Annotated in this window: 10 protein-coding genes; 7 read left to right on the top strand and 3 right to left on the bottom strand. The window is 66.7% G+C overall.

Translation table 11 applies throughout. The features are described from left to right. Positions 1–70: 70 nt before the first annotated feature. Both GM672_RS06345 and guaD read left to right on the top strand, forming a co-directional pair. Positions 71–1258 (top strand): NnrS family protein, encoded by a 1188-nt coding sequence (locus GM672_RS06345; RefSeq protein WP_155469685.1) that lies wholly within the window; start codon positions 71–73, stop codon positions 1256–1258. Between the two features lie 509 nt (positions 1259–1767). Beyond that, complete coding sequence (gene guaD, locus GM672_RS06340; protein ID WP_229417581.1) at positions 1768–3210, top strand: guanine deaminase; 1443 nt, start codon at positions 1768–1770, stop codon at positions 3208–3210. 76 nt (positions 3211–3286) lie between these two features. Here guaD and GM672_RS06335 read toward each other — a convergent pair whose 3' ends face one another. Next, positions 3287–3451 (bottom strand): hypothetical protein, encoded by a 165-nt coding sequence (locus tag GM672_RS06335; RefSeq protein WP_155469684.1) that lies wholly within the window; start codon positions 3449–3451, stop codon positions 3287–3289. Between the two features lie 348 nt (positions 3452–3799). On the opposite strand from GM672_RS06335, the gene GM672_RS06330 reads away from it, so the two are divergent. From GM672_RS06330 to GM672_RS06310, 5 genes are read left to right on the top strand one after another with little or no spacing between them, the layout of a single operon-like run. Beyond that, positions 3800–5965, top strand: a complete 2166-nt coding sequence (locus GM672_RS06330; protein ID WP_155469683.1) for a 3-hydroxyacyl-CoA dehydrogenase NAD-binding domain-containing protein — start codon at positions 3800–3802, stop codon at positions 5963–5965. Then, positions 5958–7139 carry an acetyl-CoA C-acyltransferase gene (locus GM672_RS06325; RefSeq protein WP_155469682.1) on the top strand — a complete coding sequence of 394 codons (1182 nt, stop codon included), beginning with the start codon at positions 5958–5960 and terminating at the stop codon, positions 7137–7139. The genes GM672_RS06330 and GM672_RS06325 overlap by 8 nt, the downstream gene beginning before the upstream one ends. Positions 7140–7147: 8 nt before the next feature. Then, entirely contained in the window at positions 7148–8356 is a 1209-nt protein-coding gene (locus GM672_RS06320) for an acyl-CoA dehydrogenase family protein (protein ID WP_155469681.1), read from the top strand. Between the two features lie 7 nt (positions 8357–8363). Next, positions 8364–9503: an acyl-CoA dehydrogenase family protein gene (locus GM672_RS06315; RefSeq protein WP_155469680.1), complete on the top strand. Its 1140-nt coding sequence runs from the start codon at positions 8364–8366 to the stop codon at positions 9501–9503. Between the two features lie 15 nt (positions 9504–9518). Further along, positions 9519–10283, top strand: coding sequence for an SDR family oxidoreductase (locus GM672_RS06310; protein WP_155469679.1), 765 nt, complete (start codon positions 9519–9521; stop codon positions 10281–10283). A 124-nt stretch (positions 10284–10407) separates the two neighbouring features. Here GM672_RS06310 and GM672_RS06305 read toward each other — a convergent pair whose 3' ends face one another. Together GM672_RS06305 and GM672_RS06300 are read right to left on the bottom strand one after the other, a co-directional pair. Then, positions 10408–11265 (bottom strand): hypothetical protein, encoded by an 858-nt coding sequence (locus GM672_RS06305; RefSeq protein WP_155469678.1) that lies wholly within the window; start codon positions 11263–11265, stop codon positions 10408–10410. Positions 11266–11267: 2 nt separating this feature from the next. Continuing rightward, a complete protein-coding gene (locus tag GM672_RS06300) occupies positions 11268–12440 on the bottom strand; it encodes an ABC transporter substrate-binding protein (RefSeq protein WP_155469677.1) in 1173 nt (390 codons plus the stop codon). Positions 12441–12475: the final 35 nt, after the last annotated feature.

Below are 12475 nucleotides of genomic sequence, written 5' to 3'. Positions count from 1 at the left end.
GTCTTTTTCCCTGTTGCCGTTGGCAGTGCCGCTGCCCGGCGGGACAATCGTGACGTTCAAGGAGAAAATCATGACGCTGCTGACCATCGACGATCCATCCCCCGCCCATGCCGCCGGGCCCGCCCTGTGGCGCCTGGGCTTCCGGCCGTTCTACCTGCTGGCGGCAGCGTTCGCCGTACTGGCCGTGCCGCTCTGGATGGCCGCCTACAACGGGTTGGACGTTCGCCTGCCCGCAGTGGGGCTGCTGTGGCATCTGCACGAGATGGTGTTCGGCTTCGCCGTGGCGGTCGTCGTGGGCTTCCTGTACACGGCAGCGCGCAACTGGACGCAGTTGTGGACGCCGCGTGGCGGTGCGCTGGCCCTGCTGGCAGCGCTGTGGGTGGCCGGCCGCATCGCGATGCTGGTAAGCAGCGGGCCATGGGCAGCCCTAGTCGACATGCTGTTCCTGCCGCTGGCGGCGTGGCCGCTGTGGCGCGTGCTGCGCCAGGCCGGCAACCGGCGCAACTACTTCCTCGTGCTGCTGCTGGTGCTGCTTTCGGCGGCCAATGGGGCCCACCACCTGGCGGCGCTGGGCTGGGTCGGCTGGTCGCCGCTTCTGCCCGCACAAGCCGCCATCTTCGTCATCGTGCTGATGGAGGCGGCGATCGGTGTGCGGGTGTTGCCGATGTTCACCCGCAATGGCGCGCCCGGCAGCACCCCGGCGGTGCGGCCACGGCTGGACCAGGCAGGCCTGCTGTGTACCGTGGCGGCGGGCCTGGCCTGGGTGGCGGGTATGCCGGCGATCGTGACGGCCGTCCTGTGCGCGGGTGCCGGCGTGCTGACACTGTGGCGCCTGGCCGGGTGGCAGCCGCAGCGCACGCTGAAGGTGCCGCTGCTGTGGATCCTGCACCTGTCGTACGGGTGGATCGGTGCCGGCTTGCTGCTGCTGGCCCTGGCCGCCCTGGGCCGCACGCCTGCCAGCGCCGCCTTCCATGCGTTGACGGTCGGCTCGATGGCGGGGCTGATCATCGGCATGATGTGCCGCACGTCGCTGGGGCACACGGGGCGGCCGCTGAAGGCGGGCATGGCCGAGGTGGCGATGTTCGCGGCGATCCAGCTGTCCGCCGTGGCGCGGCTGGTGGCGGCGCTCGACACGGGCGTCGTACGCGACGTTGCCATGCTGCTGGCTGCCGCCGCCTGGACGGTGTCGTTCGCCCTGTTCCTCGCAAGCTATGGCCCGCGCCTGGCGCGTCCCCGCATCGACGGCAAGGAGGGGTGAGCCGGCGCCTGCATCACGGCTGCACGGCCGAACTCAGCAGTTATATGAAGTCGTGATGACCGGTATCGGAAATGATCATTGGACGCATATCGTGGCCACAGGCACAATGCACCTGTCTCCACTATTCTCCTCCAAGATAATAGTTTAAGCCCGCCACTGAGCGGGCATTTTTTTGCCCGTAGCGCCCAAAACACCTCCCACGAACACCCGATTGCACAGATAGCAATGATGTCGCGTCGCATATACGGGCGCGCGCCTTCGCCGGTACATTGACACACCGCGCACCACGCATCGCCCAACGCCGATATCCGGCATCCGGCACACATCCCCCCGGCCCTCCGGCCGGTTCAATCAAATCAAGCCCGCACGCATGGCAATGGTCCATGGCCCTGCGTGCCCGCCTGCGCGAAAGGATGATCGGGGCCGGCAAGCCCCCCGATGGAGAACTACTGCTTTGCATAAGAACGAGTGCCGAAGGCACCGCTGCCCCCCTCATTATTGGAGACCATATGAAAGCAAAAAGCCTGTATTTGTCCGCCCTCGTCGCCGTGGCGATGATGACCCTGTCAAGCGCGCAAGCGGCACGGCAGCAGCAACAGCAACAGCAACAACAACAGCAGCAGCAGGACCAGCAACAGCAAATCGCCACGACGGCCTATCGCGCCTCCGTGCTGCATTTCACGGGCGATCCGGCCGCCACGCAGCAGTCCTACGAATATTACGAGGACGGGGTGCTGCTGGTGGGGGCGGACGGCAAGGTGAAGAGCATCGGACCGGCCGGCACGGTATTGTCGGCCAACCAGAACGTGCAGGTAATCGATTTGCGGGGCCGGCTGATCGTGCCGGGCTTTATCGACAGCCACGTGCATTATCCGCAGACGGAAATGATCGGCTCCTACGGCGAACAGTTGCTGGAGTGGCTGAACACGTACACCTTTCCGACCGAGAAGCAGTTCGCCAGCAAGGATTACGCGCGCAAGATCGCCAGGGTCTTCGTCAATGAATTGATCAAGAACGGCACGACGACGGCGCTCGTGATGGCCACCGTGCATCCCGAGTCGGTCGATGCGTTGTTCGAAGAAGCGGCGCTGCGCAATATGCGCATCATTTCGGGCAAGGTGATGATGGACCGGAACGCGCCCGATTACCTGCTCGACACACCGGCAACGTCCTATACCGACTCGAAGGCGCTGATCCAGCGCTGGCACAAGCGGGGCAGGGCGCTGTATGCCGTCACGCCGCGCTTCGCGCCGACTTCGTCGCCGGAGCAATTGACGCTGGCCGGCAAGCTGCTGCAGGAATATCCGGACGTGTACATGCACACCCATATCTCGGAGAACAAGGGTGAAATCGCCTGGGTGCAGGAGCTGTTCCCGGCATCGACCGGCTATCTGGACGTCTATAACAGCTTCGGGCTGTCGCGCAAGCGCTCGGTCTACGCCCATGGCGTGCACCTGCGTGACGACGAATTGGCGTCGCTGGCGAAAAGCGGCTCGGCCATCGCATTCTGCCCGACGTCGAACCTGTTCCTGGGCAGCGGCCTGTTCGACCTGCAGGCTGCGGAAAAACACGGCGTGAAAGTGGGCATGGGCACGGACGTCGGTGCCGGCACCAGTTTCTCGGCGCTGCGCACGATGGGCGAAGCCTACAAGGTGATCCAGCTGCACAAGGCATTCACGGATAACCCGGCCGAGAAAAAGCCGCTGTCGTCGTTGAAGGCGTTTTACCTGTCCACCCTGGGCGCCGCCAGGGCGCTCGATATCGACGACAAGGTCGGCAGCTTCAAGGCCGGTAACGAAGCGGACTTCGTCGTGTTGAACCCGAATGCGACGGAGCTGATGAAATTGCGCTCGGCGCGCGCCAGCACCATCGAGGATAAATTGTTCGTGCTCCAGACGCTGGGCGACGAGCGCACCGTCGAACGCACGTATGTGATGGGCCGGCGCCAGTAAATCGGCTCGCCATTAACGACAAAAGCCCCGGCATCACCGGGGCTTTTTGCTTATTGCCAGCGTATTCCTGCCGAAATTACAGCGGCGGCATGGAGTCGTTGGCGTATGGCGCGCCGGACAGCTCGAAGGCGCGGTACGGGTGCGCGCCGATGGTTTTCAGCAGGGCCGCGAACGCCGACGGGGCGGCTTGTTCTTCCAGGTGAGCGACGGCGGTATTGATGGTGGGCTCCTTCGTATACATGGGCTTTTGGCGATGAAGCCAGTGCAGGCCAGCCCAAATTATCTATCCAATTTTGCTTTCGGATGTTCGGCATAAGGCAGCCGTATAACGATTGAAACGTCCGGGCTGCGTATATGGCTGGGCCACAGTGAGGATATGCGTGCCAGTTATACCTTCCTGGAAAGTTTCATGTAGAAACTGAGCTGCCTGTACCGCACAGCGAAACGGACCGATATCCCCAGCCGTAACCCTGCCTCCAGCGTCGATTGCACGTTTACATTTCAACCAGAAATGCGATATCGTACATTCCAGATCGCTCTGCGAAATAATGTTCCGCATAGCGAAACAACCGATACAGGAGGCATACCGATGAATTCCGCCGCAGACCCACAGTTGATCCCCCAGCTGATTGCGCAACGCCACGACGATATCCTGCTCGTCACCATCAACAACCCGCCCGTCAATGCGCTCGGCGTCGACGTCCGCCGTGGCCTGCTGGACGCCATCGACGCGGCCGAGCGTGATCCCGCCGTCGCCGCCGTGCTGCTGGTGGGCGCCGGCCGCAATTTCATCGGCGGCGCCGACATCCGCGAGTTCGGCCTGCCGCCGCAGGAACCGCGCCTGCCGGATGTCTGCGACCGCATCGAGGCCTCGTCGAAACTGGTGGTGGCCGCCGTGCACGGCGCCACCCTGGGCGGTGGACTGGAAATGGCGCTGGCCGCCCACTACCGGCTGGCGCTCCCTTCCGCGAAACTGGGCCTGCCGGAAGTGCACCTGGGGCTGCTGCCCGGCGCCGGTGGCACGCAACGCACACCACGGCTGATCGGCGCCGGAACCGCGCTGGAGCTGATGCTGAGCGGGCGCCACGTCGATGCGGCCGAGGCACTGGCCCTGGGTCTGGTCGACAGGGTCGGTACAGGCGAGGATGCCGCCGCCGCGGGCCTGGCCTGGGTGCGCGAGCTGCTGGCCGAAGGCGCGCCCGTGCGCCGCACGCGTGACGCCGGTGCGCTGGCCGATCGCGCGGCGCAGCAGGGCGCCATCGATGCGGCCCGCGCCACCACGGCGAAGAAAGCGCGCGGCCTGTTCTCGCCGTTGAAGATCGTCGACGCCGTGCAGGCCGCGCTGGACCTGCCTTTCGAAGCCGGCATGGTGCGCGAGCGCGAGCTGTTCGTCGAGTGCCTGGACAGCCCACAGCGCGCCGGCCTGGTGCACGCCTTCTTCGCCGAGCGCGAAACGGCCAAGTCGCCCGAGACGGCGGCTGCGCGCCCTCGCCCCATCGCCAAGGTCGGCGTGGTGGGCGGCGGCACGATGGGCGCCGGCATCGCCGTGGCGCTGCTCGACGCCGGCCTGCCGGTGACGATGATCGAGCGCGACGACGCGGCACTGGCACGGGGGCGAGCCAATGTCGCCAAGGTCTACGACAGCCACGTCGCGAAGGGCCGCCTGACGGCGGCGGCATGCGAAGCCGTCCTTGCCCGCTGGAGCGGCAGCACGGCTTATGACGCACTGGCCGACGCCGACCTGGTGATCGAGGCCGTGTTCGAGGAGATGGCCGTCAAGGAGGCCGTCTTCGCGGAGCTGGACCGCGTCTGCAAGCGCGGCGCCGTGCTGGCCACGAACACCTCGTACCTGGATATCGACCGGATCGCCGCCGCCACGTCGCGCCCGCAGGACGTCATCGGCCTGCACTTCTTCTCGCCCGCGAACATCATGAAACTGCTGGAGATCGTCGTCGCCGCGAAAACGGCGCCGGACGTAGTGGCCACGGCCTTTGCCCTCGCGCGCAGCCTGCGCAAGACGCCAGTGCGCGCCGGCGTGTGCGACGGCTTTATCGGCAACCGCATGCTGGCCGTGTACCGCCAGGCGGCCGACCACGTGATGGAAGATGGTGCCTCGCCCCAGCAGATCGACCGCGCCATCCGCGCCTTCGGCTATCCCATCGGTCCTTATGAAATGGCCGACCTGGCGGGCAACGATATCGGCTGGGCCACGCGCAAGCGCCGCGCGCCCACCCGCGACCCGCGCGCCCGCTACGTGCAGATCGCCGACCGCCTGTGCGAGCGGGGCTGGTTCGGTCAGAAGACGGGGCGCGGCTTCTATCTCTACCCCGACGGTGCCCGCACCGGCACGCCGGACCCGGAAGTGCAGGCCGTCATCGATGCCGAACGCGTTCGCGCCGGCGTGACCCCGCGCAGCTTCACGGACGAGGAGATCGTGCGGCGTTACCTGGCGGCGATGGTCAACGAAGGCGCCAACGTCGTCCACGAGAAGATCGCACTGCGTCCGCTCGACGTCGACGTCACGCTGGTACACGGCTACGGCTTTCCCCGCCACCTGGGCGGCCCGATGAAATACGCCGACACGGTCGGCCTGCCGAACATCCTGGCCGACATCCGCGCCTTTGCCCAGGAAGACCCGCTGTTCTGGCGCCCGTCGCCGCTGCTGGTCGAGCTGGTCGAACGGGGCCACGATTTCGAAAGCCTCAATCACCCCGAAACTCAAACCATCAAGCAACCGGAGAACGCCCATGCGTGAAGCCGTCATCGTCGCCACCGCCCGCACGCCGCTGACCAAGGCGCACCGGGGCGAATTCAATATCACTCCCGGCGCCACCCTGGCCGCCTTTGCCGTGCGCGCCGCCGTCGAACGCTCCGGCATCGACCCCGGACTGATCGAGGACGCCGTGCTGGGCTGCGGCTACCCGGAAGGCACCACCGGCCGCAATATCGCCCGCCAGGCCGTCGTCCGCGCCGGGCTGCCCATCACGATTGCCGGCACCACGGTGAATCGTTTCTGCGCCTCGGGTCTGCAGGCCATCGCCATGGCGGCCGGGCGCATCGTGCTCGATGGCGCACCTGCCTTGATCGCGGGCGGCGTCGAGAGCATCTCCCAGATCCGTGCGCGCGAGGGCACCGATACCAGCCTCGATCCGTGGATCCTGGAGAACAAGCCGGCGCTGTACATGCCGATGATCGACACGGCCGATATCGTCGCCGCCCGCTACGGCATCAGCCGCGAGGCGCAGGACCGTTTCTCCGCCGCCAGCCAGCACAAGACGGAAGCGGCGCAGGTAGCCGGGCGCTATCGCGACGAGATCGTCGCCTGCACCACGACGATGACGGTGACGGACAAGGACAGCGGCACCGTCTCGCACCGCGAAGTGACGGTCGACGCGGACAACTGCAACCGGCGCGGCACCACGTATGAAAACCTGGCCAGGCTGGCGCCCGTGATGGGGCCGGACAAGTTCATCACGGCGGGGAACGCGTCGCAGCTGTCGGACGGCGCGTCGGCCTGCGTGATGATGGAAGCGAAGCTGGCCGAGCGGGCCAACCTGGTGCCGCTGGGCGCCTTCCGGGGCATGGCGGTGGCAGGTTGCGAACCCGACGAGATGGGTATCGGCCCCGTGTTCGCGGTGCCGAAGCTGCTGGCCCGCCACGGCCTCACCGTGGACGATATCGGCCTGTGGGAATTGAACGAGGCCTTTGCCTCGCAGGCCCTGTACTGCCAGCAGCGCCTGGGCATTCCCGACGAACGGCTCAACGTCAATGGCGGCGCCATCGCGCTCGGTCACCCCTTCGGCATGACGGGTGCGCGGCTGGCCGGGCACGTGCTGCTGGAAGGGCGGCGGCGTGGGGCCCATTACGCCGTGGTGACGATGTGCGTGGCCGGCGGCATGGGCGCGGCCGCGCTGTTCGAAATTTTCTGAGGAACGACATGGACCTGAATTTCACCCCCGAGGAAGAACGCTTCCGCGCCGAAGTGCGCGCCTTCCTGGAAAACGACGTGCCGGCGCGCCTGAAGGACAAGGTCGCCAATGGCAAGCGGCTGGACAAGGCCGATACGGAGCAGTGGCACGCCCTGCTGAACGGGCGCGGCTGGCTGGCCAACCACTGGCCCACCGAGTTCGGCGGCCCGGGCTGGACGGCCGTCGAAAAGTTCATTTTTGAAAACGAGTGCGCGGTGGCGAACACGCCCCGAATCGTGCCCTTCGGCGTGAACATGCTGGGCCCCGTGCTGATCAAGTATGGCAGCACGGCCCAGCAGCAGTACTGGCTGCCGCGCATCCTGGACGGATCGGACTGGTGGTGCCAGGGCTACTCGGAGCCGGGCGCGGGATCGGACCTGGCGGCCGTGCGCACGACCGCCGTTCGCGGCGTCGACGCGGATGGTGAGCACTACATCGTCAACGGCCAGAAGACGTGGACCACCCTGGGCCAGCACGCCAACATGATCTTCTGCCTGGTGCGCACGGACCGCGAAGCGAAGAAGCAGGAGGGCATCAGCTTCCTGCTGATCGACATGACCTCGCCCGGCATCGAGATTCGGCCCATCATCACGCTCGAAGGCGAGCATGAAGTGAACGAGGTGTTCTTCACGGACGTGCGAGTGCCGTCGGCGAACCTGGTGGGCGAGGAAAACCGGGGCTGGAACTGCGCCAAGTACCTGCTGACCTATGAGCGCACCAATATCGCCGGCGTCGGCCTGTCCGTGGCGGCGCTGGAGCGCCTGAAACGGGTGGCGGCGAACACGCGGCGCCACGGCCGTCCGCTGGCCGACGACCCGGCCTTTGCGGCGCGCATGGCGCGCGTCGAGATCGACCTGGAGAACATGAAGACCACCAACCTGCGCATGATCGCGGCCGTGGCCGGCGGCGGCGTGCCGGGCGCCGAGAGCTCGATGCTGAAGATCCGCGGCACGGAGATCCGGCAGGAGATCCTGTCGCTGACCCGCCGCGCCATGGGCGTCTACGCGCGCCCGTTCAAGCAGGCCGCGCTCGAGGCGGACTATGACGGCCCGCAGGTCGGCCCCGCCTTCGCGCACGCCGCGTCGGCGCAGTACTTCAACAACCGCAAGCTGTCGATTTTCGGCGGCTCCAACGAGATCCAGAAAAACATCATCGCCAAGATGATCCTGGGACTGTGAGGCAGAGATGAACTTCGAACACACGGAAGAACGGCGCATGCTGGCCGACACCCTGGACCGCTTCGTGGCCCAGCAATACGGCTTCGAGGTGCGCAACCGCATCGCTGCATCGAGCCGAGGCTTTTCGCCCGACATGTGGGGCCAGTTCGCGGAACTGGGCGTCATCGGCGCCCTGTTCGGCGAGGATGACGGCGGCTTCGGCGGCGCCGGCTTCGACATCGCCGTCGTCTTCGAGTCGCTGGGGCGCGGCCTCGTGCTCGAACCGCTGCTGGGCAGCGCCGTGCTGGCCGGCAGCGCCATCGCCCACGCGGGCAGCAATGACCAGAAGGCGCAACTGGCCGGCATCATCGATGGCAGCGTCATCGCCACGCTGGCCCATGACGAACCCGATACGCACTACGAGCTGGCCCGCGTGCAGACGACGGCGCGGCGCGACGGCGAAGGCTGGGTGCTCGATGGCGCCAAGGCCGTCGTGCCCCATGGTGAACACGCCAACCTGTTCGTCATCTCGGCCCGCACCGTCGGCGCCGTCGACGACGAGCGGGGCATCTCGCTGTTCCTGGTGCCGGCCGGCGTGGCCGGGCTGTCCGTGCTGGGCATGCCGACGATGGACGGCGGCCGCGTGGCCGAGCTGCGGCTCGACGGCGTGCGGCTCGATGCCCATGCGCTGCTGGGTGAGGAGGGCGGCGGTTACGCCACCCTGGAACACGCGGTGGGACGCGGCGTGCTGGCGCTGTGCGCCGAAGCGGTGGGCGCGATGGAGGCCGCCAAGGCCGCGACCCTGGACTACCTGCGCACCCGCAAGCAGTTCGGCGTGCCGATCGGCAGCTTCCAGGCGCTGCAGCACCGCATGGCGGACCTGCTGCTGGAAATCGAGCAGGCCCGTTCGGCCGTCATCAACGCCGCCGCCGCGCTGGATGCGCCACGCATCGCGCGCGAGCGCGCCCTGTCGGCGGCCAAGACCAGCATCGGCCGCATCGGCACCCTCGTCGCCGAGGAATGCATCCAGCTCCATGGCGGCATCGGCATGACGTGGGAGCTGCCGCTGGCCCACTACGCCAAGCGCCTCGTCATGATCGATCACCAGCTGGGCGACGAGGACCATCACCTGGAGCGCTACATTACCCTGGGCCGGGTTGCGGCTTAACGATAAGGAGACACCATGTCACTGTTCGATCTGAAGGGCAAGGTCGCCGTCATCACGGGCTCGTCGCGTGGTATCGGACGCGCCATCGCCGGCCGCATGGCGGAGCAGGGCGCCAGGGTGGTGATCTCGTCGCGCAAGCTGGAGGCCTGCAGGCAGGCGACGGACGAGATCAACGCGCTGCACGGCGAAGGCACGGCGCTGGCGGTGGCGGCGAACATCTCGTCGAAGGAGGACTTGCGCCACCTGGTCGACGCGACGAACGCCGCCTTCGGCGCCATCGACATCCTCGTCTGCAATGCCGCATCGAACCCGTACTACGGGCCGATGGCCGGCATCGCCGACGAGCAGTTCCGCAAGATCCTCGACAACAACGTCATCGCGAACCACTGGCTGGTGCAGATGGTGGCGCCGGCGATGATCGAGCGCCGCGACGGCGCCATCATCATCGTCTCGTCCATCGGCGGCCTGCGCGGCTCGCCCGTGATCGGCGCCTACAACGTGTCGAAAGCGGCGGACATGCAGCTGGCGCGCAACCTGGCGGTGGAATTCGGCCCGCACAATGTTCGCGTCAACTGCATCGCCCCGGGCCTGATCCGCACCGACTTCGCCCGCGCACTGTGGGAGGACCCCGAGCGGCTGCGCCAGGTCAACGAAAACGCTCCGCTGCGCCGCATCGGCGAGCCCGACGAAATCGCCGGCACCGCCGTCTACCTCGCCTCCCGCGCCGGCAGCTTCGTCACCGGCCAGACCATCGTTGTCGATGGGGGCGTGACCATCTGAATCGCGCCACCCCATTTTGAATCCAGCCGATGTGGCTTCAAAACCGGTCGGTCCGCCGCAGCGGTCTGACACCGGTTGAAGCAATATCGCCGATTCAGGTGGCTGACACGGGATCAGGCGACATTCAGCGGAACAGTGACGTAAGGAAGGCCCGCAGGCTGCTGGTAGGCTTGCCGCCGCACAGCCGTTCGAAGTCGTCCTTGCCGCCGAAATAAAGGCTGGTGGAGTTGAGGCCGAGGTGCCGGCCGGTGCTGCGCGCCTCATCGGCGGTGCCGGGCGTCCAGACTTCGCGCAAGCCGCGGATCGCCATCGCGTCGAAGTCGGCTTTGCCCAGTGCCCACAGCTCGATTGCCGGACAGGCGGCCGATGCCTTGCGGCCCTGCCTCGCCTGTTCGTAGCGGGCGAAAGCCTGGTGATGGGACTGGTCGATGCCGACCTGGCGGTAGAAGACTTGCTCGCGGCTGACGATGGCCGCCAGCCTGGCCGGCGCGCCGGCATCGACGGCATGCAGCTTTTTCGCCGCGTCGACGCTGCCGATATGGGTCATGCCGCCGGACCCATGATATTGGTAGCGCAGCCCATGGATCGCCACCAGCGATCCCGGCAGTACGCTCTTCGTTATGGCGCCGGTAAAGACGTAGTTGGCGCAGGCGGAGAAGCAGCGGCCGGCCACGACGACGTGCACCCGCTGTTCGCGCAGGTACAGTGCCAGGTCGATGGCCGACATGATATCGCCGCCGATCGAATCGATATACAGCGTGCGGATCGGCACGCGGGCGCTGCCGATGCGGCGGATACTGGCCACGACGTTCCCGTCGATCGCGCCGACCAGCGCGACCGTGCCATGACCGCCCATGTCCATCACGGCGTTGCCTTGCCCGGTCACGCCGGGAAAGAGGCGCGACAACGGCACGGGCTGCTCGCCCGCGAAAGCGAGGGAGCAGCCGGCAAACAGCAGCGGCGCGAGGCAGCGCTGGATCAAGCTTACTTCGCCGCGTTCAACGCCCGCAGGAACTGCCCCTTTATCTTGCCGCCTTCGACGACGCCGATGATGGTGTTGGCCACCGTGCCGCCCTTGGCATCGAGGCCCTCGATGTCGTTCGGGTTGTGCTCCGGCGGCAGCGTCTTGAAGGCCTGGTCCATCTTGGCGCGGATGGCGGCGGCGTCGCTGACGGTGCCGGCCAGCTTCATGGCGGCCACGGTGGCGTGGACGGCCGAGTAATTCAGGCTGATTTCGCTGCTGGGGTCCTTGCCGGGATTGGCCTTGCGGTAGCGGGCCGTGAAGGCCGCCGGTTCCGGGCGGTCGTCGCCGGAGACGGGCATGACGCCGACCGAGCCTTCCAGCGGTCCCAGGCCGCCCACCACCTTCGCCATCTCGTCGATCTTGGCCTGGTCGATGATGATAAAGCCGCCCTTGAAGCCCAGCTCGCGCGCCTGTTTGGCCACCAGTGCCGTCGGTTCCGACGCGCCGCCGATGAAGAGCACGTCCGGCTTGGCCTGGATCACGCGACTGACGCCGCTGTAGAAGTCCGTGGCCTTGTTGTAGCTCATCGGGTTTTCCGCCACCACCTTGCCGCCGGCCGCCTCCCAGGCCGGCTTGAACGCGGCGGCCCAGGCCTTGGCGTAATCGTGGTCGGCCGCGGCCAGCGCCACGTTCTTGCCGTGACGCGTCATCATGGCCTTCGTGAACGGGCCGATATAGCCGGTGAAGTCGGGCGGGATGCGCACCGTCAGCGTGTTGCCCCGTTCCGTCGCCTGCGGCAGGCTGGTATAGGCCAGCAGCAGTACCTTCGATTTTTCGTTGAAGGCCTGGACGGCGAAGATGCCGCCCGAGTGAGGTACCAGCACGGCCGCCGTCTTGTGCTGCTGGACCAGGCGCTGCACGTTGATGCCCGTCTCGCTGGGGTTGTACTTGTCGTCCAGCGCGACGATTTCGAGCTTGTATTTCTTGCCGCCGATGTCGAGCGGTTTGGCGTTGATCTCGGCGGCGGCCATCTGCATGCCCGACAGGACGTTCTTGCCGTACAGGGCGGCGCCGCCGCTCAGGGGGCCGGAAAAGCCGATCTTGATGACTTCCTGCGCGTGGGCGCCGCCGGACAGCAGCAGCGCGGCCGCTGCCAGCGCGGTGAGGCGGATGGACTTGAAGTGCTGGTTCATGATGTCTCCTGTGGTTTTATGGTTATGGGGTGGCG

This window comes from Pseudoduganella buxea (genome assembly GCF_009720835.1).
In the GTDB taxonomy this organism is placed as follows: Bacteria; Pseudomonadota; Gammaproteobacteria; order Burkholderiales; family Burkholderiaceae_D; genus Rugamonas; species Rugamonas buxea.
Note: the sequence above shows the minus strand (reverse complement) of the source record. Positions and strands in the feature narration are given on the sequence as shown.